At 48.0% G+C, this 26,994-nt stretch carries 24 protein-coding genes; 3 read left to right on the forward strand and 21 right to left on the reverse strand.

Annotation, left to right across the window (positions count from 1 at the left end):
- The first annotated feature begins 471 nt into the window (after positions 1–471).
- Positions 472–1,272: a phosphatase PAP2 family protein gene (locus tag IEW11_RS09925; protein WP_188530926.1), complete on the forward strand. Its 801-nt coding sequence runs from the start codon at positions 472–474 to the stop codon at positions 1,270–1,272.
- Between the two features lie 43 nt (positions 1,273–1,315).
- Here the strand turns inward: IEW11_RS09925 and IEW11_RS09930 are convergent, their stop codons facing one another.
- The 14 genes from IEW11_RS09930 to IEW11_RS09995 form a co-directional block, all read right to left on the reverse strand.
- Complete coding sequence (locus tag IEW11_RS09930) at positions 1,316–1,681, reverse strand: group I truncated hemoglobin (RefSeq protein ID WP_188530927.1); 366 nt, start codon at positions 1,679–1,681, stop codon at positions 1,316–1,318.
- A 116-nt stretch (positions 1,682–1,797) separates the two neighbouring features.
- Positions 1,798–2,328, reverse strand: coding sequence for a GDYXXLXY domain-containing protein (locus tag IEW11_RS09935; RefSeq protein WP_188530928.1), 531 nt, complete (start codon positions 2,326–2,328; stop codon positions 1,798–1,800).
- Positions 2,321–3,547: a DUF2157 domain-containing protein gene (locus tag IEW11_RS09940; RefSeq protein ID WP_188530929.1), complete on the reverse strand. Its 1,227-nt coding sequence runs from the start codon at positions 3,545–3,547 to the stop codon at positions 2,321–2,323. The genes IEW11_RS09935 and IEW11_RS09940 overlap by 8 nt, the downstream gene beginning before the upstream one ends.
- Positions 3,548–3,776: 229 nt before the next feature.
- Positions 3,777–4,913 carry a Gfo/Idh/MocA family protein gene (locus IEW11_RS09945; protein ID WP_188530930.1) on the reverse strand — a complete coding sequence of 379 codons (1,137 nt, stop codon included), beginning with the start codon at positions 4,911–4,913 and terminating at the stop codon, positions 3,777–3,779.
- 31 nt (positions 4,914–4,944) lie between these two features.
- Positions 4,945–5,778, reverse strand: coding sequence for a sugar phosphate isomerase/epimerase family protein (locus IEW11_RS09950; RefSeq protein ID WP_188530931.1), 834 nt, complete (start codon positions 5,776–5,778; stop codon positions 4,945–4,947).
- Positions 5,779–5,788: 10 nt separating this feature from the next.
- Positions 5,789–6,619, reverse strand: a complete 831-nt coding sequence (locus IEW11_RS09955; protein ID WP_188530932.1) for a carbohydrate ABC transporter permease — start codon at positions 6,617–6,619, stop codon at positions 5,789–5,791.
- The gene (locus tag IEW11_RS09960) at positions 6,616–7,500 is read right to left on the reverse strand and encodes a carbohydrate ABC transporter permease (RefSeq protein ID WP_188530933.1); all 885 of its coding nucleotides are present in this window, start codon (positions 7,498–7,500) and stop codon (positions 6,616–6,618) included. Before IEW11_RS09960 ends, IEW11_RS09955 begins: the two co-directional genes overlap by 4 nt.
- Before the next feature lie 87 nt (positions 7,501–7,587).
- Positions 7,588–9,000: an ABC transporter substrate-binding protein gene (locus tag IEW11_RS09965; RefSeq protein WP_188530934.1), complete on the reverse strand. Its 1,413-nt coding sequence runs from the start codon at positions 8,998–9,000 to the stop codon at positions 7,588–7,590.
- A 21-nt stretch (positions 9,001–9,021) separates the two neighbouring features.
- Positions 9,022–10,056, reverse strand: a complete 1,035-nt coding sequence (locus IEW11_RS09970; protein ID WP_188530935.1) for a zinc-dependent alcohol dehydrogenase family protein — start codon at positions 10,054–10,056, stop codon at positions 9,022–9,024.
- Between the two features lie 16 nt (positions 10,057–10,072).
- A complete protein-coding gene (locus IEW11_RS09975) occupies positions 10,073–10,903 on the reverse strand; it encodes a sugar phosphate isomerase/epimerase family protein (protein ID WP_188530936.1) in 831 nt (276 codons plus the stop codon).
- Between the two features lie 177 nt (positions 10,904–11,080).
- Positions 11,081–12,796 (reverse strand): sensor histidine kinase, encoded by a 1,716-nt coding sequence (locus IEW11_RS09980; RefSeq protein WP_188530937.1) that lies wholly within the window; start codon positions 12,794–12,796, stop codon positions 11,081–11,083.
- Positions 12,793–14,352, reverse strand: coding sequence for a response regulator (locus IEW11_RS09985; protein WP_188530938.1), 1,560 nt, complete (start codon positions 14,350–14,352; stop codon positions 12,793–12,795). The genes IEW11_RS09980 and IEW11_RS09985 overlap by 4 nt, the downstream gene beginning before the upstream one ends.
- An 81-nt stretch (positions 14,353–14,433) precedes the next feature.
- Positions 14,434–14,637 carry a hypothetical protein gene (locus IEW11_RS09990; RefSeq protein WP_188530939.1) on the reverse strand — a complete coding sequence of 68 codons (204 nt, stop codon included), beginning with the start codon at positions 14,635–14,637 and terminating at the stop codon, positions 14,434–14,436.
- Positions 14,638–14,725: 88 nt separating this feature from the next.
- Positions 14,726–15,670 carry a carbon-nitrogen hydrolase family protein gene (locus tag IEW11_RS09995; RefSeq protein WP_188530940.1) on the reverse strand — a complete coding sequence of 315 codons (945 nt, stop codon included), beginning with the start codon at positions 15,668–15,670 and terminating at the stop codon, positions 14,726–14,728.
- Between the two features lie 199 nt (positions 15,671–15,869).
- On the opposite strand from IEW11_RS09995, the gene pdxR reads away from it, so the two are divergent.
- Together pdxR and IEW11_RS10005 are read left to right on the forward strand one after the other, a co-directional pair.
- Positions 15,870–17,300 carry a MocR-like pyridoxine biosynthesis transcription factor PdxR gene (pdxR, locus tag IEW11_RS10000; protein ID WP_188530941.1) on the forward strand — a complete coding sequence of 477 codons (1,431 nt, stop codon included), beginning with the start codon at positions 15,870–15,872 and terminating at the stop codon, positions 17,298–17,300.
- Positions 17,301–17,478: 178 nt separating this feature from the next.
- The gene (locus tag IEW11_RS10005; RefSeq protein ID WP_188530942.1) at positions 17,479–18,267 is read left to right on the forward strand and encodes an SDR family NAD(P)-dependent oxidoreductase; all 789 of its coding nucleotides are present in this window, start codon (positions 17,479–17,481) and stop codon (positions 18,265–18,267) included.
- Positions 18,268–18,353: 86 nt separating this feature from the next.
- Here IEW11_RS10005 and IEW11_RS10010 read toward each other — a convergent pair whose 3' ends face one another.
- The 7 genes from IEW11_RS10010 to IEW11_RS10040 form a co-directional block, all read right to left on the reverse strand.
- Complete coding sequence (locus IEW11_RS10010; protein WP_188530943.1) at positions 18,354–19,520, reverse strand: ROK family protein; 1,167 nt, start codon at positions 19,518–19,520, stop codon at positions 18,354–18,356.
- A 352-nt stretch (positions 19,521–19,872) separates the two neighbouring features.
- On the reverse strand, positions 19,873–21,027 hold the full coding sequence (locus IEW11_RS10015) for a Gfo/Idh/MocA family protein (RefSeq protein ID WP_188530944.1): 1,155 nt from the start codon (positions 21,025–21,027) through the stop codon (positions 19,873–19,875).
- Between the two features lie 15 nt (positions 21,028–21,042).
- Complete coding sequence (locus IEW11_RS10020; RefSeq protein WP_188530945.1) at positions 21,043–22,011, reverse strand: ABC transporter permease; 969 nt, start codon at positions 22,009–22,011, stop codon at positions 21,043–21,045.
- Positions 21,992–23,485 (reverse strand): sugar ABC transporter ATP-binding protein, encoded by a 1,494-nt coding sequence (locus tag IEW11_RS10025; RefSeq protein ID WP_188530946.1) that lies wholly within the window; start codon positions 23,483–23,485, stop codon positions 21,992–21,994. Before IEW11_RS10025 ends, IEW11_RS10020 begins: the two co-directional genes overlap by 20 nt.
- A gap of 73 nt (positions 23,486–23,558) precedes the next feature.
- The gene (locus IEW11_RS10030; RefSeq protein ID WP_188530947.1) at positions 23,559–24,722 is read right to left on the reverse strand and encodes a levoglucosan dehydrogenase; all 1,164 of its coding nucleotides are present in this window, start codon (positions 24,720–24,722) and stop codon (positions 23,559–23,561) included.
- 114 nt (positions 24,723–24,836) lie between these two features.
- Positions 24,837–26,024, reverse strand: coding sequence for a substrate-binding domain-containing protein (locus IEW11_RS10035; RefSeq protein ID WP_188530948.1), 1,188 nt, complete (start codon positions 26,022–26,024; stop codon positions 24,837–24,839).
- 24 nt (positions 26,025–26,048) lie between these two features.
- On the reverse strand, positions 26,049–26,864 hold the full coding sequence (locus IEW11_RS10040; protein ID WP_188530949.1) for a sugar phosphate isomerase/epimerase family protein: 816 nt from the start codon (positions 26,862–26,864) through the stop codon (positions 26,049–26,051).
- Positions 26,865–26,994: the final 130 nt, after the last annotated feature.

The following is a 26,994-nucleotide window of genomic DNA, read 5'->3' on the forward strand; positions in this document are numbered from 1 at the left end:
CTCTCTCAATGTATTTGAGGGACGGTACCTTCTTTGTTTAAAGGACTTTTTCAGTGGCCTCCCCCTAACTCATCATTTTTCGCGCCGCTTATTGTTGTTTGCAAAAATCCACTCCTCCTTTACTCCTTTGTTATTGACGGGGGAATGACGCAGGCTGAATTTGAAAGCGATTACAAAATCCGTGCAACGGGCTTACCCATCCGGTCCTTGAACAGCTGGGAAGCCGCTTTCTCAGACAAGCCTAAATGGTCAGCCGGCATCGTTAGGGACATTGCCGAATCCCCGTGGATTAAAGCTTCTTTGTTCCTTTTATCTGGCATAGGGCTTCAAAATCTAAGATCGTAATGATCATAACTGGACCAAGTTCACATAGTTGACATGTTAAGTAGCCCGATCGAGTCATTTCAATTCCTGCATCTCCCCTTATAATTCAATTCAAGCGATAACATTTCAAAGCTAAAGGAGAAAGCAATGAACAAGAAGCAGCTTACACGTTACAGCATATTATTAACCCTTATCATGATTCCTCTAGCCTTGTCGGCCTGCGGTATTAGCAAAGCCAGCAATGCGGGCCTGGGCATGGGTTGGGTGCACGAGACACCGGTGGAGCCCCATGCCGGTGAATGGAAAGCAATGGAGATGGAGGACGGAAAATCTTTTTCCGTTGATGCTCCGCCAGCCAATGATTCCGAAATTACAAAAGCAGAATTAGAAGAATTACACGAAATGGCAGCCAACCGGACGGCTGAAGATATCGAGCTCATCAACCATTGGGCCAGCGGAATTGTCAGCCCAAATTCCCACTGGTTTGCCATTACTGAAGAAATGATCAAGAAGTACAAACTGACGCCGCCGGCCGCGGCAAGAGTCCATGCTGCAGTCGCTAACGCAATCTATACGGCGTCGACAGCTGTGTACGAAGCAAAGTATCATTATCTTCGTCCAAGGCCAACCGATCTTGATCCGACATTGGAGCTGCCGGAGGGCTTTAAAGTGCCTCCGCATCCATCGTATCCTTCCGGACACTCCGCCACAGCGGAGGCTGCAAGCACAATGCTGTCTTATATTTTTCCGCACGAGTCGGCAGCCTTTGAGAAAATGTCCTCGGATGCCAGCATCTCCAGAATGAAAGCGGGCATCCATTTTAGAAGCGATATCGATGCCGGCAATAAATTAGGGCAAGAGGTGGCTAATGACATTATTGAAAAAATGAAAGACGATAACGCTCCTCTGCAATACATGGAAATGAGCCACGGACCCGCCGGCCATTAGAAATAAAGGTGGAGGTTGATCGCCCAACCCCCACCTTTATTGTTTATTTATAGAGGATATCATCTTTTAATGAAGCGACATGCATTAAAACCTGTTCAATATCAGCTTCATTCACGCCAAAATGCGCAAGCGCGTCATGAAGGTGCCCGGCAATCGCGTTAAAGTGAACGGGCTGCAGATTCATTCCTTCATGCGCCTTTGCCATCGACAGGCCGGAATACTGATTTGGCCCTCCTAATGCAAAGCTGATAAATTTAGCCTGATGCTTTCGCTGCTTTTCCATATCTGTATGTTTAAAGAAATGATTGACGGTTTCATCGGCCAGGATTAAGTCATAAAAATAATCAACCACTTTGCTTATGGCTTGCTCCCCGCCGATTTTTTCATACAACGTTTCCGCTTTTTCCATACAAATTCCCTCCCTCATCGTATCTAATTAATATTTCCCTAAATAACACCATCTAATCGCAAACTTAATAAGAAAAGGAAGCGCCCACGGCACTTCCCTTATCTTTTTCCATCTATTTACGGTTGTATAATCAGACGGCTTAATTTCGCCTGTCCCCAGGGCGCAACCTTGATCGCAACCTGCATATTCTCCCGCTGCTCCTCCAGCGCTTTCCCCGTGCCCTCGGGAACATAGTAACGTTCAAATCCATAGGTGAGTTCGATGTTTCCATCCCAGGCATATTCCACGCGGGCCTTCAGCACAACGTCCTCCGTTCCGGCATCCGGGCGTTCGTCGTAAATGCCTGCCGCTTCATATAACTCCGGATGCTCTGTTGATGGGCGAAGCAGCACATAGGCGCGCTGACCGCGCTCCGGCTGTGCGGCGCCGCCATGCCACATTTCATCCGGCAGCCGGCTGATTTCGTAGTTCAAGATGACATAATCGCCATAGAACAAATCGCGCGGATCCACCGGGGCCGTCTCCAATCGGATCTCTTTGCCATACCAATCTACGGCAATGTAGGAGAAGGCCAGACCGAGCAGCACGATGACTTGCAGGAGTACGAGACCGACTAGTAGCTTAAGGCGTTTACTTGAATTACGCATGAGTTTCTCCCCCGTTCTCTTTGAGGAATCTTCTGCGGCGGCGATTCAAGTACCAGCTCAGCAGGAGCAGGATCACTCCGCCGACCAGGAAGAATAGCGATTTATCCATAAATGCCCAAGCCAGCCGGGTGTAAGCCAGCAGAATCGCGAACAGAAAAAGCACGGTCCCAAGATTGATTTTGAAGCGCCACTGCTCCGCATAACCATTCCAAAGCACAAATAGCGAGAACGTGCACAGCGCCAGCAGGTAGAGCAATCCGGCTCCGCCCTCGATAAAAAACCAAGGCAGCAGCAGCACCCATTCCGTAGAAGTGTTTAAGCGACGATTGCGCCATTTGCCAAGCAGCGATATCACAAGCAAAACGGCAGTTATAATCAGAAATGCGGCAGACTGCGGAAGCTCTTCACGACTGAAGCCGATGGGATTGATCTCACTTGCGAACATGACCATAAAACTGCCGAACAGATACACCGCCGTAAGAGCGCTGCTTTGCAGCGGGTAAGAGGTATTCCGCTCATGCACCCAATCCCCCGCCGCATAGATGACAAGCGCCGGTATTAAGAACCATACGATATTCCAATTCTGCTCCGCGACAAGCATGATCGATTGCAGCAGTAAGCTGACGCCCAGCAGCCAGGCGAGCCATGCATGGCGGTTAACGATCCAGAAAGCGCCGAGCCCGATTATCAGAATAGACAGCGCCGCCACGCTGAACGTGCCTGCTGAGAACAAGCTGTAGATCTGCGCCACATTTAATATGCCAGCAGTAAGTATAAAGATAAATGTAGAACGGTATAGGAAGGTAAGCAAAACGCCTGCTATCCCCCATAGGATGAAAGCCGTCGTCTGCATATTCAGCAAATGAAACATTTGAACGATCAGAAACATCGCTGCGCCAAAGCTCATCAGGCCGATTCCGGCCAATGCAAGTCCCAGCTTCTTATCCCCGCGACGGTAAAACCGCTCACCGCCGGCATAAAAGACTGACATTACAATAATTAGAATGACGAGTCTCCACAGATCGTGGATCTCCTGCCAATTGGCAGCGACGAAGGTTAAGATGCCCAGCCCGACAAGCAGACTTCCAAGAATCGGAAGAATGCCTGCGGCATGCTTTTTCTCATCATACAGCGACAGCAGCCTTTCCGCTTGAACTGCGCTAATAATTTCTTTATCCACCCAGCCGGGAGCCTCTCGCTCCAACCATTTTCGAGACATCTCCATCACCTCTTACCCTTAGTATAGCGGGGATTATCCAAAATCATAGTACCAAGATTTTATGGTACCCTTGATGGATCAGGCTATCAAACCATGTGGTATGTCCATAATTGATATTAGAATTCGAAAACTTACACATTCCGGCTATTATGTTAAAAAGGCTGATGCCGCTACAGCAGCGGCATCAGCTTTTCTACAAAGGGCTATTTGTTATCTGCTCTTGCATGTCCTACAGCTGAACCCATCTTCTTTCCTGATGGCTTAGTAATATGGCCTCATTAAGCTGGACGATTTGATGTCCGTCAGAGAAATTCGCATACGTTCCGCTGCGTTTTTTGTGGTCGATATTTTCGTAAAAGTCCATGCACAGGTTTTTCAGGCCGTCCGGCCAGCCCTCCTGATGCCCGCCGGGATAGTGTGACATCGCCGCCGAACGAGGAGACAGGATCTCCGGGTCCTTCATCAGTACTTCGTTGGCTTGGCAGCGTTTGCCGATCCACAGCTGATTCGGCTGCTCCTGGTCCCAGGCGATTGCCGAACGCTCCGCCGCCACTTCAAAGTACAACCGGTTTTTCCTACCTGCCGCCACCTGCGATACGGTAAACACACCCTGCACTCCGTCTTCAAAATGGATTAATACGCTGCCATAGTCTTCGGTCGATATGCTGATCTCTTCCGTTTCCCCGCTTGCGGCTGAAGCAAATGTCGCTGTGGTGACCTTCGGCTTCTTACGCGTAGGATGAACCGTTTTCAGATCGGCACACACCTCGACTATTTTTTTATTCAGTACATGCTGAATCGTATCACACCAGTGTGAGCCGATATCGGCGATGGCGCGGGACAGGCCGTTCTGCGCCGGATCAAGCCGCCAGCTGTAATCCGTATCAAACAACAGCCAATCCTGCATATAGCAGCCCTGAACGTGCATTACCCTGCCATTGGTTTCGGCCTGGATCATTTCTTTGGCTTCAGCTACCATCGGATAATGCCGATAGTTAAAGCAGACGCCGTGGCTGACTCCTTGGCGCTTAGCTATCTTCGCAAGTTCACTGGATTCCGCGGCATTCGTTGCAAGCGGCTTCTCGGACAATACATGTTTTCCCGCAAGCAGCGCTTGCTTATTAATTTCATAATGCAGCGAATTCGGCGTACAGTTGTGCACCGCATCAATCGCCGGGTCTGCGATCAATGCTTCGGAAGAGTCATATACATGCGGAATGTTCATTTTCTCGGCATAATCGTTTCCTTTGCTTCTTGAGCTGGCAGCTACGCCCCATACAATGACACCGGGAATTCGCCGCAGCGCCTCAATGTGAGACGTTGCCGCGAATCCAGTTCCAATTATCCCTACTTTTATTGTGTTCATACGTCCCTCCATTGCTGCTCGTCATTAACGTTCAGACTAACTCAGCAACAATCTCTTTGATATGCCTGATCGACTGATCCGTAAAATGATCAAACAGATCGTCGGCTTCCTCCCGTTGACTGGCCGCATAAGGATAAGCTACCGGCGGCAGAAATTCCATCGTGATAGAACCTTTATACCCCATTTCCTGAAGGGTTTGAAACACTTCCCTGAAATTTGTCATCCCTAATCCGGCCGCTTCCCTCGTATTATCGGCAATATGGACATGCATAAGATAAGGCGCTATGTTAAGCAGCGTCTCCCGATGGTTTCGCTCCTCGATATTCATATGGAACAAGTCGGCCATCAGGCCTACACTTTCCCGATCCACCTGCTCTGCAAGCTTCCTGGCAACCTCCAGCTTGTTGACCAGATGCGTTTCAAATCGGTTCAATGCTTCAATCGCGAGCTTGATGTTTTTCCCGGAAGCATAATCCCCGGCTTCGCGAAGGCTTTGGACCGCATGGTCCCAAGCTTCCTCCGTTGTCGTATCCGGAGCGCCTTTTCCGACCGGGGAAGGGACGACGATGACAACCGATGCCCCCAACTGAACGGCCATATCCACGCAAGCCTTTACATAATGGATTGCACCCTGTCTGGTTTCACTGCTCGCGCTGGAGAGATCCCGCTCCGCTGTATAAATGCCGCAGATCGAGGTGCATTCCATGCCATAACGGCCCATCAATTCCTGAATCGCTGACAGATCCATAGTGTAAGGCTCACCGGCCAATTCAACTCCGTCATATCCGAAGCGCTTCAGCCGGTTCAAGCTGGTCTCCACATCCTCTTTTCCAAAGATCCACTGTGTTGCGCTGTATTTATACATCGTCATCCTCCTATCCTTTAACTGCGCCCATTGTAAGTCCACTGACCATTTTGCGCTGCAGTATAATGGTAATGATTGCGATTGGCAGAACAATCATCGTGCCGGCAGCAGCGATTTGTCCCCATAGTACGCTTACAGGGGTTGCATATTCATTCAAGCCGACCGGAGCGGTTCTAACCGTTGGGCCGGACAATATATTCGCAAATAAGAATTCATTCCAGGCAAAGATAAAGGACAGCAAACCTGCTGATACCAGACCTGGTCCGATAATCGGAAACACAACTCTGAAGAAAGCCGTAAACCGATTGCATCCGTCAACGAGCGCGGATTCTTCAATTTCACCGGGAATATCCTTGAAAAAGCCATACAACAGCCATGTTGCGAGCGGCAGGTTCATAAAGGTATACATCAGGATCAAAGAAGTGTAAGAATCCAGTAAGCCTACATTTGAAAACAAAAGGTAAATAGGCAGAATCGAAACAATCGGCGGAACAATCCGCAGCGTCAAAATCCAAGTCAAAACATGATTAGCGCCTTTCAGCTTATATCTCGCAAACGGATAAGCAATTCCGCTTCCAAGCATCACCGCCAGCACCGTCGACAGAGCGGATACATACAAGCTGTTCAAAAGGTACTTCAGAAAATCCCTCTCGATCAATACCGTTTGATAATTATCAAACGTAACCGCAAACGTCCACTTCGGCACGGTCGTAAACGCGTCGATCTGGTTTTTAAGTGAAGTAAGCAGCATCCATAATACGGGGAACATAAAAAAGATCAATGCGATAATGACGATCGTATGGTTCGTTATACGTAACGATACTGGTTTTCTTCCGATCATTTTTTGCCCCCCATTTCAAACACATCAACTTTTTTCAAGACAAACGTTAACAAGCTGACAATTATAATCAGCAGGACCACACAGACAGCGGCTCCATAGCCAAACTCCAAGAACTTGAAACCATTATCATAGACCATCCAGCTTAACGTAGATGTCGTGTTGATCGGTCCGCCTTTGGTCATCATGTAGATCGTGTCATAAATACGGAAGGCGTCGATCGTTCTGAGAAGCAAAGCGATCGTAATAATCCGTGAAAGCTGCGGAATCGTCACATAAATGAAAGTCTGCCATGCGGAGGCGCCGTCAATCATCGCCGCTTCATACGGCTCATCCGGAATTCCTTTTAGCCCTGCCAGCAGAATAATCATCATAAACGGCGTCCACTGCCACACATCGGTGAAGATCAGGGCCGGCAGCGCCAGAACTGGATCGGACAGCCATGCCGTGCGGGAAAAGCCCAGTGATTCAACAAAGTAATTCAGTACGCCATACTGCTCATTCATCATGAAGCGGAACATTAACCCGACTACAGTAGGTGCCATCGCAATTGGGAGCAGCATCGCAGATTGATAGAGGCGCTGGCCCCAGCCAAGCTGATTCAATACGACAGCCAAGCCTAAACCGAGCGCGAACTCGAGAATTACCGAGCTGCTTACAAATATTGCGGTTATTTTCAACGCATTCCAGAAGTGATGTTCAGAGAACAAGCGAACATAGTTATCGAAGCCGACAAATGGCTTATCCAAAGAAATTGGACTGTATTCTTGGAAGCTTATTTTCAAAAGGAATAGAAACGGGTAGATGGAAAATAACAAAAGCAGTATGATACCTGGAGCCATCACGAGATAGGGCCCGCTTCGTTGTAATCTAAAATTTTTCATGGTCAACCCTCCCGCTCAAGCCTAACGATTATAAAACATTTGAGGGGGAAGGGAGCATAAGCAGTTCCCCCTCAATCCTTAAACCTATTAGCGCTGCAGCATTTTATTAACGGCTTCGTCTGCTTGCTTCATCGCTTCTTCAACTGACATTTGCTTAAATTGAGCTGCGCTCAAATATTCGGATACGGTGCTTTCCCACTTCTCTTCCTGAGGGAAGAACGGTCTGGCTTTCGTAATTTTCATTGCTTCTTCGAGTGCTTCGTAACGGCGGAAGCGTTTCACGTCTGTACCTTCGATCAGCATATCGGTCAACGCCGGATCAGCATAGGATTCTTCACGAACCGGATCTCCGCCGCCCATTTGCGCTTGGCGCAGGTCATTTTCTTTGCTTTCAAGCCAAGTCATGAATTTGAACGCTTCTTCTTGCTGCTTGGAAGTTGTCGGAATAACGATCGACCAGCCCGCCAGATGCGGCACAGATTCTTTCATAGCCGGAGTTTGCGCAAAGTCCCATTTGCCTACTGTCTTCGATGTCGCAGGATCGTCTACCTCAAAAGCCGACCAGGACCAGTGCAGCGCCATGGCAAGCTTGCCTTGGGATGCGTCAGAAGCTACCTCTGCGAAGGTGTAGTCATTGATGCCTGGAGGCGAATATTGAAGCAGGTCAACCCATGTTTGCGTTGCTTCAATTGCTTCCGGTGTCGACAAGGAAGAAGTCATATTGTTCCAGTCGATAACATCGGCTCCGTTGGAGTACAGGAACGTAAGCCAGGTATGAACGTTACCGAAGCCTTTGGTTGCTTGCGCTGCCCATCCGTAGAGCTTCTCCCCGTTATATTCCTTGCCGTTGAAGAACTCTGCGGCATCACGGAACTGATCCATCGTTTGCGGTGGAACCAGATCATAGCCGTACTTCGCTTTGAATTCCGCTTTGATCGTTTCATCTGCGAACAGATCGGAACGGTACCACAGCAAATGCGGGTGAATCGTTTGCGGCAGGCCGTAAATCGGGCCGCCTTCGCCGAACGAACCGTTCTGTCCGTTCCACTGCGTTAACGCCAAGGCTCTTGGCAAATATTTCGATGTGTCGATGTTATGCTCTTTGATCAAGTCGTCCAGCTGCAGCAGGCTGCCTGTGGACGCAAATTCAGGAATCCAGTTGTAGTCGACGTTAAAGAGGTCATAATTCGCTTGACCGGCAATCGATAAGGCCAATTTTTGATAGATGACATCGCGTCCGACTAGCTCAATGTTCACTTTAACGCCTGTTTCTTGCTCGTATTCCTTCGCCAGCTCTTGCGTTGCCTGACCCCAAGTCGCACCAAGGAATACACCGTTAAGCGTCACTTGCTCCCCGGAACCTGTCGTTTCGGAGCCTGTGCCTGTGTTGGAATCGCCTTCATTTGCCGGCTGATTGCTTGAGTTGGAAGAACATGCGCTCAAGAACAGCAGGCCGCAAAGCAGTAGCAGAAATGACATTCTTGTTAATCTTTTTCTCATCGATAGTACCCCCCTGATTGATTAAAGATTGGTGTCCACCAAAATTTTGATGGTGTCTTTATTGTGAATGGCTTCTTGAATGCCATCTACAACCTGATGTAATGAGACCGTTTTACTAATGATGTCACCTGGTTTAAAGCGCTTGGAGGAAATGAGATTAATTGCTTTCAACCACGTGTCGTACGTACCGGCATAGGAGCCTACAATGGTCAGCTCTTTGCTGTAAATTTCGAATGGTTTGATCTCCAGTACAGCAGTAGCCGGGGCTGCCCCATACGTTACGAGCGTACCGCCTCTGCGTACCATTTGAAAAGCCTGCTGGTACGTTGGAACCGCGCCTACCGCTTCGATCACAAAGTCGGCGCCTCTTCCTTCCGTTAGCTCGCGCACGGCTTCAACGGGATCCTGCTTAGAGGCGTCAATGACATGGTCAACGCCAAGCTCACGCGCTTTGGCGATCCGTGCCTGATTCATCTCGCTGATAATCACTGAGCTCGCGCCGTTCATCTTGGCAAGCTGGGCATGTACTAGTCCCATTGGACCCGCCCCGATTACGGCAACGGTGCTACCCATTGTAATATTCGCCCGCTCCTGCCCCCGAATGACGCATGCCAGCGGTTCGATATAGGCGGCTTCCTCCCAAGTCATATCTTCAGGAAGCTTATATACATTTGTTTCCGGAGCTTTAGTATATTGCGCGAATGCACCGTTGATATGCACCCCGATCTGACGGATGTCCTCACAGAAGAGCTTTTGGCCCATCCGGCAGTAGAAACATTTGCCGCAGCTGATGTTAATATCCGCTGTTACTTTGTCGCCTACTTTTACGGCTGTGACCGCTGAGCCGACGGCTGCGACCTCACCGGAGAACTCATGTCCTTGAATGAGCGGGAAGGGCACCGGGAAGTGGCCGCGATAAATATGCGGGTCGGTCCCGCAGATGCCGCAGCGCTTCACGGCAATCAGCACCTCATGATCATCAATTGCCGGAACGGGAACTTCTTCGATGCGCATATCTTCAGGTTTGTGCAGTACAGCTGCTAACATCGTTTTCATTGTTGTGACTACCTCCTTATGATATTGAAGCGAACAGCTTCTTCAGATAATCGATCGATTCCTTCGAGTATTGGTCGTAAAACGCTTCGATGCGGGCACCGCCGAACGGATCGGCGAATGGCGGAAGCAGTTCCATCGCAATATAACCTTTATATCCGATATCAACAAGCGTACGGGCAATCGGTTCAAAGTCGATATGGCCTCTGCCCGGAGCCGCCCGGTTGCTATCAGCGAAATGGACGTGGAACAGTTTGTCTCCCGCCAAGCGGTAAGCAGTTGCAATATCCACTTCTTCAATGTTCATATGATAAGAATCCCCCATGCAGCCGACATTCGGCAGATCGATATCGGTCACCAGCGCCAGCGATTGTTCCATGCGGTTAATCAAATAATTCTCGTAGCGGTTCCATGGCTCAACCGTCAAGCGAACGCCATGCTCGCCGGCATATAACCCGGCTTCGCGAATGCTCTGTGCCGCCCATTTCAATTCGGTCGCCATGTCTGCTTCAGGGTAAATCTTCATGCATGCGGTCGGCGTCACTGAGATGCCTCCAGCCCCGATCGCCTCGGCAAAATCCACACATTGCTTCAAGTAATCTACCGCTTGCTTGCGGATTTCCGGGCGGCTTGATACGAGATCCCGCTCCGGTGTATAGATCGCGCAGATCGATGATGCTTCTATATTGTATCGGCTCAGCAGCTCTTTGATCCGAACCGCGTCGGTTTTCTCAGGCTCGCCTACAAATTCAACGCCGTCATAACCGAATCCGGCAAGTCTCTTGATGCCTTGCTCAATGTCTTCCCCCGCATAGACCAATGTATTATAAGAGAATTTAATGTCAGCCATCGGATGACCTCCTTCAATGTTAGGGCTTCTCTGAGAGATTCGCCTCTCGAGAGCGTTTTCATATCCTTATCTTAAAGGCAGGGGCTTTAAGAAGAAATAGGGGGAATTTAATGTTTACCCATGCAATTTTAGTGAAAACTAAAAATCCCCCCTAATTTTATCGGAGGGATCATCGTGTTACTGTACTATTTTCTCATCTTCAACAAGCGGATGGGTTACCATGACGCGAAATCCAGATGAACCGGACCTATCCACCCGAATGCCGTAATCGCCGCCAAAATGCAGTTGCAGACGTTTGTGCACATTTTTAAGCCCTATCCCCCGCGGCTGGTCCTGATCGGCTGAATGATCCATCACTTGGGAAGAAGGAGCGGGCATTCCAGGCCCATTATCCTCTATGATGAAAAGGATGCTGCCGCCCTTCAGCTTGGCGGTAAGACGAATCCTTCCCTTCCCTTCGGGAAGATGGTTCACGCCGTGCTTGACGGCATTTTCCATGAGCGGCTGCAGGATTAACTTGATTACCTTGCGTTTGGTAATTTCCGGATCGACCTGATAAAACACCTGGAATGCGCGATTGCTTCGCAGCAGCTCAATCTCCAAATAATTGCGCGCATGCTCAATCTCCCGTTCAACTGTCGTCCATTCATTTCCGTTATTCAAGCTGAAGCGGAGTAAATTTGCCAGCTTTGTCACCATCGCAGCAATATTGTTTTCCTTTGCCTTTTCCGCCCTCCACTTGATCGCATCCAATGTGTTGTAGAAGAAATGCGGATTAATCTGATGGTTTAACGTCTGAAGCTCAAGCCGCCGCTTATCAGCTTCCATCGTCCGGGTTGTATCCAGCAAATCGGACATGCCTGATATCATCTGATTGTACCCGCGCACGAGCTGTCCGATCTCATCTTTTCTGTCCGGAGAGAACTGAAACTTGGCAAGCGCTCCCGTCCGTACTTTGTTCATGTGCAGCACCAGCTTTTTGATCGGGCCGGTGAACGTGTGCACAATAAAATACAGCAAGCAAACCATAACAATCAAGCTGACCACTACAATCCAAAAGGTAAAATCCTTGATCTGGTTGATCTGTCCGGTCAGATCCTTGTTCGGAACAGCAGCAATCAATTTCCAGCCTTCCTCGGTGATCTGGGTCTCCGCCTTGGACCAGCCATCGTCAGGCACATACTCCCGGCTGTAACGGCTTGCTGTGGGATGGGAAATAATGCGGTTGTCTTTATCCACAATCATGAACATATAGTTCTCAAACGCTGATGGAGATGCCAGCTCCTCCCGCAGGAAGAAATCCGGTATCTGGATCGCCAGCACGCCAAGCGGCTCGTAATAATACGAAGAGCGGATCGCGCGCACGTAGATAAATATCGGCTTATGCAGATTGTTGTCCCAGGAATGAAACCATAAACCCTTGTTCTGCTGTTCGAACGCCAGGTCAAAATATTCTGGACGGGGTTCGATTTGGTTAAGGTTAATGAGCTTTTTATAGTTCGGATAATATTCCATGTCCTTCGGAAACACATACAGCTCATAGGAGCCTCTTAGCTGGGACACGATGTCGATCATGCGGTTGATAAAAACCGCTTCCTGCGCATACGTTTTTGGCGGCTCCTCGCCGAGCAGAATTTGCAGCGGCCTTGAGGCGATCATTTTGTCCGTCTCGTTCTCGATGCTTTTAAAAAACGTATTGAGCTGTTTGGCGTTAAGCAGCAGGTTATCCTGAAGAAAGCCCGCGGTGACGGATTCCATCTGGTCTCTTGATTTGTCATAGGACAGGTAGCCAAGCAGAACCACCGGAACAAAAACAGCCGGAAGGATCAGCATAAACATCTTCCTGAACAACGAGTTGCGGTTAGTAAAATCGAGGAATCTGGGCTCTCTCATTTTCCGTACCGATACTCCTTGGGGGTCTGACCTGTCCGTTTCTTGAACTGGCTGCCAAAATGCTGAAGGTCCTGATAACCGACCGATTCCGCAATTTCATACACCTTCATGCTTGTCTCCCGCAATAAAGCTTTGGCCTTCTCGATCCGGGTTTCCGTCAAAAAGTCCATATAGGTTTGCCCCGTTTCCTTTTTGAACGATTGGCTTAACCACACAGGGTGGATCGACAGCTCGGCAGCGATAATCTGCAGTGACAAATCCTCCATATATCGGGTCGCAATGATCTGGACTGCACGTTCGATTATCGCATTCGTTTTTTGGGGAGCCATATCCTTAGCCAGGTTTTTCAAATAATCCCCAAGCACAATTTCGTACTCCTCCAGTGTTTGGCAGGCGTCAAAGCTTTCCCACACCTTCATCGGAATTTCTACCAGCTCTTTCGACGTGACCTCGCTCAGATGCACATGGATTTCGGATAAATAATTAAGCATCTGGCGGACCACGTCCTCCCTGCTTTTCCCATCAAGCAGAACCGTTTTCCGGATAAAATCACGTACGCCTTGCTCGATCATGCGATCTTCCTGAACACAGATCCATGCCGACATCTTATCAGGAGAAACGGTATCCTCCGGGTTCAGATCAGCAGTCCGGTCATCCGTCCAATATTCAAGCGCGGTAGACAAGGATTGGATGCGAAACGCCGTCAGCGCTTCTTGATATGCGGAGTGGAGATGCTCAAATGCGGATTTTCTGGTACTCATTCCGATCGAAAAAGGGAACTTCTGATATTTCTCAATATGCTCGGCGATCATACCGGACAACTGCTCCGTTTCATCCGTTCCGGTAATGAGAACCCAACGGTTTTTCGGATCTTTAAACAAAATAGTGCGGGTGCGGGCGCGGATCAGCTCCTGCACAATATTCCCGATCGCAAAGGTTTGAAGGGCAAATTCCCGTGCGACTGGCTTGCCGTCCGGGTATCCCTTTGCATCCATAACAAACAGGGTATAGGATTGATTAGCCAGCCATTCAATATCCCATAGACAGAGGCGCTGATAGATATGCTCCTCCAATACAGCCTTCTTTAAGCAAAAATCGATCAGATACTCATCTCTCATCGAACGGTTGCCGATCTCAGCAAACGTCCGCTGCTGCTTCATCGAACGAAGCTGTTCATTTTCCTCGACAATCATGGACATCGATTTATGCACTTTAGTGATAAATTCTTCTGTGCTGTATGGCTTCAGCAAATAATCCGCAACGCCGATGCGTATGCTGCGCCTTGCGTATTCAAACTCATTGTATCCGCTTACGATGATGACCTTGGGTTGGTATTCGCCGTCCCTGACCCGCTCGGCTAAATCCAGTCCCGTCATGCCCGGAAGCATAATATCCGTGACAATCAGGTCGGGCCTCTCTTCGCGAATCAGAGCAAGAGCTTCTTCCCCATGATTTGAAGTCAACAATGTGAATTCCATGTCAATTGTCTCGACAGCGGTCTTCATGCCTAATAAAGAATCCGGTTCATCTTCGATCAAAATCAACTTCAACTTCAAGCGCCTCACCCTTTGCGGTTGGTAATTCATTATTACCATAACCCTCAAAAGCAGTCAATCGGAGAGGGAATCCCTCTCCGATTAACTGTTCAGCACTAGAAAAAATATGGCTAGGCATAATACGACGGTTACAATATATAGACTGGTTAGCCTGATCCATTTTTTCCCGAATTTTTGTACATCTGCAGAGCCTTCTTTTTTATTTTCTTTCGAAAAGCCCACGGTGAGCGTTGTCACTAAAGCAACGATCATGACGACAAACACAAGCGCGATCAAATAATTCATGCACTCAACCTCCTTCTATAGGATACATACAAACGGGCAGAGTCTCAACAGGACGAACTGCCGATAAATGATCATTATTCGACATTTTTCAGTTAAAGCTGACGATGCTTCGTTTGCTCTCATTGACAAGCAATTGGAAAACATCCGGCCTGTTATAATGTCCGGTAACGTCAAAGTCGTAACGGCTTTGCGTCACGAGCGACCGGTCTAACTCCGCGAGCAGCATGCCTTCCGTATCATATAGAGGTGGCGTTATAAATTCTCCAAGCGGTCCGACGATCGCGCTTCCGCCCCTGCATAATATATCGGGATCATTCGCGATCTCTGCATAACTGGCCATATCCGAAGGGTATGATTCCTTCTTGACGAATTGATTGCTCGATAAGACAAAGCAGCGTCCTTCCAGAGCAATATGCTGCAGAGTGGACTGCCATGTATCGCGTGCATCCGCCGTAGGTGTAATTAAAATATCAATTCCTTTTGCATACATAGCCATTCTGGCCAAAGGCATATAATTTTCCCAGCATATCAGACCGCCAATTCTGCCAAACGGCGTATCGATCACAGTCAGCGTGCTGCCATCCCCTTGTCCCCATAACAGGCGTTCGGCCCCGGTAGGGACAAGCTTCCTGTGCTTGCCGAGCACTTTTCCGTCCGGGCCCAGATAGAGAATAGAATTGTAAAGCGTGCTTTTACTAAACTCACCATCCCGCTCCACTACGCCGATGATAAGGTATACGCCGGCTTCTTTCGCCAGCTCGCCCAACATATCGGTATCCTCCCCGGGGATGTCAATCGCATTCTCCCAGTATCGCTCCCAGTCCTTCCGGCCTTCCGGCTGCCGGCTGCCGATACGCGTTCCCAGCGTCAATCCTCTTGGATAGCCGGGGATGAATACTTCAGGGAATACCACAAGCTGAGCGCCTTGCGCTGCCGCTTTCCTGGTCCAGCTTACGATCTTTTCCAGGGAAGACGCTTTATCAAACAGAACAGGGGCAGATTGAATGACCGCTGCTTTGACTTTTCGTTCCATTTATTTTAGACCTCCTCTACTGCCAATATTCATAACGCTCGCTTCAATGGTAATTATAGCTTTATCATAAGAGCATCCTATGAGATTGTAACCGTCCAATTCGGATGAAAATGCACCATCCAATTGGTTGGTTAGACAAGGAACCAATTTGCAGTTTACAATATCAGATATCAGGACATTAAAGGTGAGGATAGCAGCTATGTGGAAACCGGATCGTACGACCAAAAAACCGCTCTACCAACAGATCGTCGATTATCTGGAACGACGTATTTCATATGGGGAATTACCACCCGGGAGCTTGCTGCCGTCAGAACGGAAACTGGCCGAGCAGCTCGGCGTTAATCGGAGCACCATCATCCAAGCCTATGAAGAACTGCGTGCATCAGGTCTAGTGGAAAGCACGGTGGGCAGCGGAACACGAGTCAGCCTTACAAAATGGGGAATTGCCCCTAAGCATACGCCGAATTGGCGTTCCTATACGGACGGAGGCACTTTTTTGCCTAATCTGCCATTAATGCGGCGCATACGGGAGGTTCTGCGCAATGGCGAAAAATTAATCGATCTTGCTAGCGGGGAATTGTCTCCCGATTTGTTCCCTAACAGCATCATACATACGTTATTGCAGCAGGATCCATTTCAGGAATATCTCGGGTACGACGATCCGCAGGGATATTATCCTCTGCGGTCTGCATTAACGTCGTTTCTGCTGCAGCACCATAACATGAACACAACGGAGTCCTCCGTCCTTATCACTTCAGGATCGCAGCAGTCTTTATATTTGATTACCCAATGCTTGCTGTCGCCGGGAGATGCCGTGGCGATTGAGGATCCGTCTTACAGTTATTCGCTGCCGATGTTCCAATCCGCGGGGCTGCGAATTTTCCGGCTGCCGGTCTACAACAATGGCATTGAGCCAGATGATATAGTAAAGCTGTACCGCCAGCATCGGATCCGCATGATTTTTTTGAATCCTAACTATCATAATCCAACCGGCACAACGCTCGATCCTGCGAAAAGAGTCCAGCTGCTCGATATCGCTTCTAAACTGGGCATTCCAATCGTGGAAGACGATCCTTTCAGCTTAACCTCCTTTGAGGGTGTACCGCCTGTCACATTGAAATCCATGGATACGGACGGCCTTGTATTATACATCGGCTCACTTTCCAAGATTGCCGCCTCCGGCCTGCGCATCGGGTGGATGATCGCGCCTCAATCCGTCGTCAAACGTTTGTCCGATGCACGACAGCAGATGGATTTCGGGCTGAGCATTGTTTCCCAATGGCTTGCTGAGCGCTTATTAAGGTCCCCCCAGTTTGATCTGCACATTACCAAGCTCCGGCATGCTTTGGAGCAGAAGCAGCAGCTCATGGTGAATGCTTTAACTGATATTTTAAGAGATAAAGTAACGTTCACTCCTCCGCAGGGGGGACTGAATCTATGGTGCAAAATCAATCTGAAGATTGATGATAGCAAGCTGCTGGAAGAAGCGATCAAAAGAGGCGTTGTGTTCGTGCCCGGCAGCGTATACGGATCTGAACAAGGTTATGTGCGCTTAAGCTTTGCCAAGCCCCATGTGGATGAGATCGGTGCAGGCATTGCCGGATTAGCCCACGCTTTAAAAAGGTATTGACCGTTTAACATTTGATATATTAAACCGAACTTTTGTTATTTACAGTCGAAAGTAGTTTGTTATATACTAAACCAATAATCAATATGGATTGAAGTTGGTTTAGTCATTTGCAATATGAAAGCGCTATACCAAATCTTATCATGGCATGCATATATCATCTGATTAAGGAGAATGATCCATGGAATTAGGTCTTCGAGATAAAGTAGTTATTGTTACTGGAGCGAATGCGGGTATCGGATTGGCAACTGTCCGATTGTTTTTGGAGGAGGGTGCAAAGGTAGTCGGCGCCAGCCGCAGCCTCAATGCGCTGAACGAGATCGGCTCGGATCGATTGGTTACGGTTGCCGGAGATTTGAGCACGCCTGAGGGCAATGATCGAATGATTGAAAAGGCCATTGAGGCTTTTGGCAAAATAGATGTGCTGGTCAATAATATGGGGATCGTTCAGGTAAGAAACGGCTTTTTGAGCATAAGCGATGAGGATTGGAACGGCCTGCTGGAAGCCAATTTTATGAGTATGGTACGCGCTTCACGCGCAGCGATCCCATACATGCTCAAACAGAACAGCGGTGTAATTATTAACATCGCTTCAGAAGTCGGCCGCCAGCCGGACTCCATGATCCCTGATTACAGCGTATCCAAAACCGCCATGCTCAGCCTCTCCAAGGCATTATCCAATGAATTCGGCCCTAAAGGCATCCGGGTGAATGCCGTTTCCCCAGGCTCGATCAGAACACCGCTGTGGGATAATCCCGGAGGCTTTGCGGATTCCCTGGCAGCTAATCTCCAGATGAACAAGGATGACGCGATCGCCCATTATGCGAGAAACCTGCGCAAGCTGCCGCTTGAACGTCTTGGAACGGCAGAAGAGGTCGCTTCCGTCATCGCCTTTCTGGCCTCTGATCAGGCTTCATTTGTCACGGGATCTGAGTTTATGGTGAACGGCGGTTCGCTTAAGGAGATTTGAGACCCTTCATACGTCTTAGAAGTTCCGCCTGCAAATGAGAACGGTGCCGTCCCCATCCGAGGAACGGCACCGTTATTTGCTGCGTATCAGCTTCTTTGCTTCAAATCATGAAAGCTGTGGGAATTGTCATCAGTGCTGTTTATGATTAATTGGTCTATGGTCATGAATGCTCCGCCAATGAGACCGGCCGATTTCCCTAAGATCGATTTGTTAATTAACAAATTCCGAGTCGCAAGAGGCAAAGATCTCTGATAAACGCCCTGTCTGATTGCAGCGAGCAAAATATCGCCAAATTCGGATGCGCCTCCGCTTATGGAGATCAAAGACGGATTGGAGTAGTTAACCAGCGATGCAAGCACCCTTCCGATTAGCGCGCCGCTGTCACGAATCAATTCAACAGATAACGTATCCAGCCTTTGTATCCCGGCGCCGATGTCTTTAAGGCTTAACTCTCCCTTGTCATCCAAGGTTTCCAATAGGAAATTGCTCTTACCGGCTAATGCAAGCTCTTTAGCTTTCGTAGCAATCGCTTTGCCGCCCGCAACCGCCTCTAAGCAGCCGGTATTGCCGCACCAGCAGATCACGTCGCTGCCTACGTCAAAATGCCCGATATCCCCTGCACTGCCGCTTGAACCGCGATATAACTTGCCATCATAAATAATGCCCGCACCGATACCCGTGCCAATCTTAATATAAATCAAATTGTCGACCTCGAAGTTTAAACCCTTTGCATGCTCGCCTAAAGCCATAATATTAACATCATTGTCCACATAACAAGGGCATTCAAAATACTTGGACCAGAAATTACGGATCGGATAACGGTCCCACCCAGGCATAATGGTCGGAGAAATCGGCAGACCGGAAGTGAACTCGACAGGTCCCGGAATCCCGATCCCGATCCCTTTTATCGATACTTGATCAATATGATTTGTGGACATAATATGTTTGACTACATGATAAACATGCGTTAATACCTTTTCAGGACCTTCGTTAATATCGACCGGGGAATGGTCTGAATATAAAATATTGCAATCAAAATCAGAAATCGCAACGCGGACACTGGAGGTTCCCAGTTCGATCGAAATGATATAACCTGCATCCTTGTTTAAAGCATAGAGTCTTGGTTTTCTGCCGCCGCTTGAATTCCCTATATTTGAAACAACGATTAATTTCTCATTGATTAAACGTTCAACATGGTCCGATACCGCGGATAACGATAGTCCGGATTCAGCTACAATATCTGTTTTTGACAAGGGGACTTTCGATTTCCTTATAATTTGAAGCACATTGGCAGTCATTAAAAGCAACTTTCATTTCACCACTTTCCTATTCATCCATCTTGATAATTATACCCTTTATTAACACTGAATATATTTTACCAGATAATATGTTTTATTGTTGAAAAAAAGTTATTTTCAAAGGTTATTAACCTTCATTTCTTTGATGTAAAATTATGTATTGGTATATAAAGCGTTTACAATAAAATAACGCATTCTTTTCCGGTATTAAGGTTATAGGGTGTTACATGTTTCGTTTCTTGAAAATACAGAGTCGGCGGCGATGAACGCCGCCGACTGCTTCTGACTTATTGGCCTGGATCACAGGTCAATCCACAATATCCGCTACCTTCTCCCAGCATCCCGTTTCGGCGCTTTTAACGATCGCGTCAATGATCAGCATGATTTGATAGCCTTCTTTAAATGAAGCAACAGAATCGGAATGGCTTGTAATGCCATTAACCGCGTTATAGAAATTCTGCATCATGTTCTTGAGGCTCTCCGTCCATCCTTCTTCATGTCCGCCCGGATAGTGCAGAAAAGGCAATGCTTCCTTCTTAACTAAGCTCGGATCTCTCAGGACGGTTTCGCTTGGTTTGTCCCGATAGCCCATCAACAAGCGAAACGACTCCTCCTGCTTCCAGCAGCCGGAGGCAAGAGCTCCGTCCAGATTAAGCTCCAGGGCGTTTTTGTTGCCTGCCGAGACTTGGGACACCGTAAATACGCCTCTTGCGCCATTATCGAATTTGACCAATACGGAGCAATAATCCTCCGTATTGATCTCCACAAGCTCGGCATTTTCTTTCGTGCCGGTTTGGAACGTTTGCTTGCCCTTTTGCGGTTTGTATCGTTTCGGAACAACAACAGACGTATCTGCCAGCACCTCAGTAATTTTCATCCCAGTTACGTATTGCGCAAGATCGAACAAGTGGGAGCCGATATCACCGATTGCTCTTGTTGGTCCGCCGTACTCGGGCTCCAACCGCCAATTATAATCCGTATCGTATAACAGCCAATCCTGCAGATAATTGCCTCGGACAATCCGTACGTCCCCCAGATCGTTGGCGCGAACCATCCCCCGCAAATGTTGGACCATAGGGAATTGCCGATAATTGAAATTGATTCCGGTTACCAGATTTTTGTCCTTGGCCAGCAAATACAATTCCCGCGCTTCATCACTTGTCAGCGTGAGCGGCTTCTCCGAGAGCAGATGTTTGTTATGTTTAATGATTTGCTTATTAATCTCGAAATGCAGATGATTAGGCGTGCAGTTATGGATCACGTCGATTTCCTCATCCTGCAGCAAATCCATATAATTCCCGTATGCCTTTGGAATGTTTAACGATTTCGCACTTTCATCGGCTTTTTCTTGGCTGCTATGAGCAATCGCAACAACATCAACGAAACCGATACGCCGGATTGCTTCAATATGAGCCTGACCGATAAATCCCGCCCCTAATATTGCTGCTTTAAGTTTTCGCATAGCAAATCCTTCCCTTTACTTACTGATTGCTTTTCTGCCAAAAGCTACGGCGAGTATGATGATAAGTCCTTTTACGATCATTTGCTGACTGACATCCAGACCCATGATGATCAGACCGTTGTTAATGGTTCCGATCATAAGCGATCCGATAACTGTACCGATAACTGTACCTACGCCGCCAAACAAGCTGGTGCCTCCCAAGATAACGGCAGCAATGACGGATAGTTCGTCTCCCTCACCAAACGTATAACGTCCGGAGTGCATACGGCCTGCATACAGCATGCCGGCAAGGCCTGCCGCAAAACCTGATGCAAGAAACACATACAGTTTTGTTCTGGATACGTTAACACCGGAGAATCTTGCTGCGTTTTGATTACCGCCCGTTGCTAATGTACGGCGTCCAAACGCGGTTTTGCGCAGTACAATATGGCCGATCACTACTGCTGCCAATGTCCAGAACAACAAGACCGGAATATTGCCGATATCGCCTGAACCAAACAGAAATACGAAGGTTTCGTTAATGATTGGAACCGGAGCCGTATTCGTGACCCACATCGCCAGACCCTTGGTGACACCCATCATCCCCAGCGTAACGAGGAAAGAGGGAATAATAACTTTGGTAACCAGCAATCCGTTAACCAGACCGATCAGCAAGCCTGTTCCAAGCCCAGCTACGATAGCACCGAATATGCCAAAGCCGGATTCCAAGGCCATCGCTGAGGTTAGTGATGACAGCGCCGCAATCGAACCGACAGATAGATCGATTTCTGCTGCACTAATGACGAATGTCATCGCTACGCCCATAATGGAGATGATCGCCGTCTGGCGGATAATATTAAGAATGTTGTTTGTCGTTAAAAACCCTTCATCGAACAAAGTGACAGAGAAATAGATCAATACGCCGATAAAAGCGATGTAAACGATATATTGTCTCCAGTTGAAATCCTTAAGAAAGGATGTTGAATTAGAAGCCTTGGATTGCATGTTGCAAATCCTCCTCTGAACTGATTTCCTCACGCAAAAACTGTTTGACTACTTTCCCATCATGGAAGACAAGGATCCGATCACTAACTGCAAGCAGCTCCGGCATCTCCGAGGATACAAGCAAAATGCTCTTTCCATCATCCGCCAGATCACGGACCATATCGATAATTTCGGATTTCGCACGAATATCGATCCCGATCGTCGGTTCATCCAGCATAATGATGTCGGGGGAGTTGGCCAACCACTTCGCAAATACGATCTTTTGCTGATTACCGCCTGATAACAGCCTAGAAGTCTTATAGATGGAGTCGGTCTTGATGTTTAATTTTTTGACCCATTCCTCTGAGATTTGCTTTCCTTTCTTGTCATTGACAAGAACCTTCGTAATCTTGGAAAGGGATGGCAGCAGGATGTTGTCCATCACTTGATGTTCGAGCACCAAGCCCTGAACCCTTCGATCCTCAGGAATGAGAGCCAATCCATTATTAATGGCGTCTTTCGGAGACCGGATCGTTGCCTTTTTGCCTGATATATATATATCTCCACCGGTCAACGGGTCAATCCCGAACAACGCTCTCATCGTTTCGGTTCTTCCGCTTCCCATCAATCCTGCGATCCCCAAAACTTCTCCTTGGTGCAATTCAAAATCGACACCGTTCACCCGGTTGTTTGTTTTCAAATTTTTCACCTGGAGAACAACCGATCCGTTTGAAACCCTTTTACGGTCTTTCCATTCGAATTTCTCCATGTTTTTACCGGCAATATGTTGAATAACGCTGTCCATATCCAATTCGCTAGTCTTAGCCGTAATGATGTGCCGTCCGTCGCCCATGATCGTAATCCGATCACAGATTTGAAAAATTTCATCCATCCGGTGAGAAATATAAATAATAGAAATCCCTTTATTCTTCAGTCGATCGATAAAAGCAAACAAAACTTCCGTTTCCCGCTTCGTCAAGGACGATGTCGGTTCATCCATAATTAATATTTTCGTCTCTTTTGATAACGCCTTGGCAATCTCCGTCATCTGCCAATAACCGACGCCAAGATCGGCTACGATATCGTCCGGTTTAATGTCCACGTTCAATTCATCGAGCAGTTCTTTAGTTCTCGCTACGCTCTTTTTGTCGTCGATCAGTCCAAATGCCTTCTTTGGTTCTCTGCCGAGAAAGATATTTTCTGCAACCGTTAACGTTGGAATAAGGCTGAATTCCTGAAAAATCATCGATACGCCGTGGCTCTCTGCATCGGTTGTATTGTGAATCTGCACATCGGAGCCCGCTATTTTGATCTGTCCTTCATCTAACTCATAAACACCCGTCAAAATCTTCATTAAGGTCGACTTACCAGCCCCGTTACCGCCCATCAAGGCATGAACCTCTCCCTTTTCCAATTCAAAATGAACCTTATCGAGTACTTTGATGCCGTTAAATGATTTGGATATTTGACTCATTTCCAATATTGGTGTTCCCATACGAAGTACTCCTTTGCAATGATTCTGACGGGGCGTCGATGCGCCCCGTTAGAAATCGCTTTTTTTCCAATATTTAGATCGATTTTGTCCACTTTTCAGTTCTTGCAGATTCGAGGATAGCGTCGCTGATAACCGCAATCCGGTAGCCGTCGTAGAAGTTCGGTGATACTTCCGTATCATTTACAATGGATGAAATAAAGTCATGCGCTTCGACGATTTTCGTCTCGGTATAACCAATTCCCAGTGCCGGAATCGGCCACAATGCCTCACCATATGGATGCGCAGGCCCTGTGTATACTGTGCGGAAGCCTCTTCTGTCACCCGGGTCGCTTGAGAAGCAAACCTGAAGCTCGTCACGGTTCTCATAGTTGAAATAGATGGAGCCTGTTTCACCATGAATTTCAAACGTGATAAAGTTATTGCGGCCCCACGCATTGCGCGTCGCTTCGATGCTGCCCACAGCACCTGTCTCGAAACGAAGGAATGTGCTTACTTCATCATCCACGTCAACCGGTGCTTTCTGCACGTCGCCGCTTGCTTTCACTGTGCCCAGCTTGTCAACGCCGCCGGATTGTACCGGACGTTCTTTGATCCATGTTTGCGTAGTAGCCATAACCTCCGTGATGTCCCCAACCAGGTAACGGGCCATATCAATGACATGCGTTGCGATATCACCAAGCGCGCCGGAGCCGGCAATGTCCTTCTTGAATCTCCAGGAGAGCGGGGAGTTCGGGTCGGCAGACCAATCCTGCAGGTACGTTCCACGGAAGTTCAGGATTTTGCCGATTGCGCCTTCTTCAATGTATTTTTTCGCCAAAGCAATTGCAGGTGTGCGGCGGTAGTTAAATGCCACCATATGTTTTACGCCAGCTTCCTTAACGGCGTCCAGCATCAGCTTGGACTCTGCCGCGGTACGGGCAAGCGGTTTTTCACAGATGATATGTTTACCCGCCTTCGCAGCTGCGATTGCGATCTCGGCATGCGAATCATTCGGTGTAACGATATCGATAATGTCAATATTCGGATCTTCGACTACACGTCTCCAGTCGGAAGAATAATTTTCGAATCCGTAACGGTCGGCGGCTGTTTTTGCCATTTGTTCGTTAATATCTACAACAGTCATCCGATGAGGAATTGCCGGTGCCGGCCAGAAGAACATCGGCATCCCCGCATAAGCGATAGAGTGCGCCTTCCCCATGAATCCTCCGCCGATCATTGCTACATTTAATTTACGCATTTTATTCTCTCCTTTATATATGCAATTCTTATATGCTGCATCCAAATCAAGTTTGATAGGGATGCAGCGTGTAAGGCTTTATCAGGTACATCAAGCTAGTCAGACTCACGAACATTACTTGGCAGCGTTTTGCACCGTTTCTGGAGCATCGGTGTTATAAACGGTCTTCCAGGAATCCAGAATGTTTTCTTGGGTTACTTGAAGAGCCGGCACTGCAACATAAGAAGGTGTTTCTTTGCCAAGCAGGGAGTAAGCTGCCAGGATTGCTTCTGCAACGCCTTGGTCGTAAGGCAATTGCGCGCCGAGGCCTTTGATCATGCCGCCTTGTGCAATATCAAGCGCAACGTTGGTGCCCAAATCGATTGTGGTGATAACCAGATCGTTTCTGCCGACTGCACGGGCAGCCGCAAGCGCGCCTTCTGCCGGTACATCCCATACAACAAAGATTCCTTTCAGGTTAGGATTCTTAGTCAGCATAGCGGATGCGACTTTTTCTCCATCGTTAGGACCGGCGATTCCGCCGCGATCTACGATTTTGATGTTCGGATACTGTTCCGCAATTGTTTTCTCGAACGCATCGGTTCTTTGTTTCGTTACGAAGAAGTCAGCATCATGGAAAATAACGCCGATCTCGCCTTCCTCACCGATCGCTTTCGCCATGATATGCGCTGCTTCCACGCCATTTCCATAGTTATCTGCAGAGACGACACTCACATAGTCCTTGCCATGCTCCATACCGTTCGGCTTGTTGTCCATAAATACCAGCTTCACGCCTTGCTCTGCAGCTTTCTTGTAAGCCGAGGCAGTGGATACCGGATCAACCGGGATACTTACGATGATATCCGGTTGTTTTGTCAAGATCGTTTCGATATCGGAAACTTGTTTCTCGGATTTGAAGTTGGCATCAGTTGTCGCTACAATTTCAATGCCCATTCTTGTGAACGCATCGGTCAGACCTCTAATTTGCGCTGTTGACCAGTCATTGCCTGCATAGTGCATAGCCAATGCCGCTTTGTAGTTGCCTTCTTTGATTTTGTCCAATTCTTCTGGAGTCAGCTGCAGTGTTTTTGCAGATACCGCTGCTTCTCCATCCGGTCCTTTACTCAAAATTTCTTTATCCGGCAGACTTTGGTTAATCGTCAACGGGCCGCTGGTATCTGCAGCGGAGTTGTTTGCTCCGGCAGCAGGTGTTTCCGTATTTCCGCCATTGGCAGCATTGCCGTTATTGGCGCCTCCGCAGCCTGCAAGAACCAAGCTGAAAATTAAAACCAATGCAACTAATGTTCCAAATGATTTTTTCATGGTGATGACCCCCTTGATGTTTTTTTATTGAATATTTAATTTCTCTTGAATATAAGTTTTGCTGATTTCGGCGCCTTTCAAAGGATCCTCGTAGCTGTCCAGCTCTACCGTAATCCAGCCGTCATAATTGTTCTGCTGTAAAACAGCGACCATTTCCTTGAAATCCTGTTTGCCTTCACCAAGCGGCAAAAATGCGCCTGCGGCATAATCTTTGAAGTGTATATATTTAATGCGGTGAGCATATTTTTTGATGACTGCTACTGGGTCACCGCCGCCTGCCTCAATATGTGCCGTATCCGGACATAAATTAATCGATGTCAGCTCCATGATGCGATCAAGCTGATCCGGCTTTTCAACGATCGTTCCCAGATGCGGATGGTAGCTTGGCACTAATCCGTACTTCGTCGCGATAGCTGCAGCCCGTTCAAGCGATTGTGCAAGCTCGGTATAATCCGATTCCAAAATGCCTGAAGCGCGTACGGCCCCTCCACCTAATACAAGATGCTCCGCGCCTGCAGCTGCTGCCAGCTTTGCAGCGGTTTCAATCTTGTAGAACTCATCCTCTTGAATATCTTTATAAATGAAGTTGGCTCCTGTATAAACACCGATCAGGGCTAGATCATATTGCTTCAGCAGAGCGACAAATTCGTCCGGACGGTCCGCATACTGCATCAGATTTCCGTCAAAGAGCTCGATTCCTTTGTATCCTGCTGCCGCTATATCCTTGATCGCTTGTTCAGTAGATCCGTTCGCTAAGTAGTACAGATCCTTGACTGAAGTTACACCACCGGGATGTCCGACTACACCACCCCATGTATTCGTTTGGTAACCCAATTTCATTTGAAAACCCCCTAAGAAGCTAAAATATTGACTTGAAAATCTCGAGTTAATTATTTGCAACTTTTCTTGCTTTTAACCAGACAAAATCACCTCCCGCATAAAATCGGTTACATTATAATTCGTAAATTTC

The sequence above is a fragment of the Paenibacillus abyssi genome (assembly GCF_014640295.1).
GTDB lineage: Bacteria > Bacillota > Bacilli > Paenibacillales > Paenibacillaceae > Paenibacillus_D > Paenibacillus_D abyssi.

Excerpts from the sequence above, each read along its gene's own strand:
- IEW11_RS09925 (WP_188530926.1), top strand. The coding sequence starts at position 472 with ATGAACAAGAAGCAGCTTACACGTTACAGCATATTATTAACCCTTATC.
- IEW11_RS09930 (WP_188530927.1), bottom strand. The coding sequence starts at position 1,681 with ATGGAAAAAGCGGAAACGTTGTATGAAAAAATCGGCGGGGAGCAAGCC.
- IEW11_RS09935 (WP_188530928.1), bottom strand. The coding sequence starts at position 2,328 with ATGCGTAATTCAAGTAAACGCCTTAAGCTACTAGTCGGTCTCGTACTC.
- IEW11_RS09940 (WP_188530929.1), bottom strand. The coding sequence starts at position 3,547 with ATGTCTCGAAAATGGTTGGAGCGAGAGGCTCCCGGCTGGGTGGATAAA.
- IEW11_RS09945 (WP_188530930.1), bottom strand. The coding sequence starts at position 4,913 with ATGAACACAATAAAAGTAGGGATAATTGGAACTGGATTCGCGGCAACG.
- IEW11_RS09950 (WP_188530931.1), bottom strand. The coding sequence starts at position 5,778 with ATGTATAAATACAGCGCAACACAGTGGATCTTTGGAAAAGAGGATGTG.
- IEW11_RS09955 (WP_188530932.1), bottom strand. The coding sequence starts at position 6,619 with ATGATCGGAAGAAAACCAGTATCGTTACGTATAACGAACCATACGATC.
- IEW11_RS09960 (WP_188530933.1), bottom strand. The coding sequence starts at position 7,500 with ATGAAAAATTTTAGATTACAACGAAGCGGGCCCTATCTCGTGATGGCT.
- IEW11_RS09965 (WP_188530934.1), bottom strand. The coding sequence starts at position 9,000 with ATGAGAAAAAGATTAACAAGAATGTCATTTCTGCTACTGCTTTGCGGC.
- IEW11_RS09970 (WP_188530935.1), bottom strand. The coding sequence starts at position 10,056 with ATGAAAACGATGTTAGCAGCTGTACTGCACAAACCTGAAGATATGCGC.
- IEW11_RS09975 (WP_188530936.1), bottom strand. The coding sequence starts at position 10,903 with ATGGCTGACATTAAATTCTCTTATAATACATTGGTCTATGCGGGGGAA.
- IEW11_RS09980 (WP_188530937.1), bottom strand. The coding sequence starts at position 12,796 with ATGAGAGAGCCCAGATTCCTCGATTTTACTAACCGCAACTCGTTGTTC.
- IEW11_RS09990 (WP_188530939.1), bottom strand. The coding sequence starts at position 14,637 with ATGAATTATTTGATCGCGCTTGTGTTTGTCGTCATGATCGTTGCTTTA.
- IEW11_RS09995 (WP_188530940.1), bottom strand. The coding sequence starts at position 15,670 with ATGGAACGAAAAGTCAAAGCAGCGGTCATTCAATCTGCCCCTGTTCTG.
- pdxR (WP_188530941.1), top strand. The coding sequence starts at position 15,870 with ATGTGGAAACCGGATCGTACGACCAAAAAACCGCTCTACCAACAGATC.
- IEW11_RS10005 (WP_188530942.1), top strand. The coding sequence starts at position 17,479 with ATGGAATTAGGTCTTCGAGATAAAGTAGTTATTGTTACTGGAGCGAAT.
- IEW11_RS10015 (WP_188530944.1), bottom strand. The coding sequence starts at position 21,027 with ATGCGAAAACTTAAAGCAGCAATATTAGGGGCGGGATTTATCGGTCAG.
- IEW11_RS10020 (WP_188530945.1), bottom strand. The coding sequence starts at position 22,011 with ATGCAATCCAAGGCTTCTAATTCAACATCCTTTCTTAAGGATTTCAAC.
- IEW11_RS10025 (WP_188530946.1), bottom strand. The coding sequence starts at position 23,485 with ATGGGAACACCAATATTGGAAATGAGTCAAATATCCAAATCATTTAAC.
- IEW11_RS10030 (WP_188530947.1), bottom strand. The coding sequence starts at position 24,722 with ATGCGTAAATTAAATGTAGCAATGATCGGCGGAGGATTCATGGGGAAG.
- IEW11_RS10035 (WP_188530948.1), bottom strand. The coding sequence starts at position 26,024 with ATGAAAAAATCATTTGGAACATTAGTTGCATTGGTTTTAATTTTCAGC.
- IEW11_RS10040 (WP_188530949.1), bottom strand. The coding sequence starts at position 26,864 with ATGAAATTGGGTTACCAAACGAATACATGGGGTGGTGTAGTCGGACAT.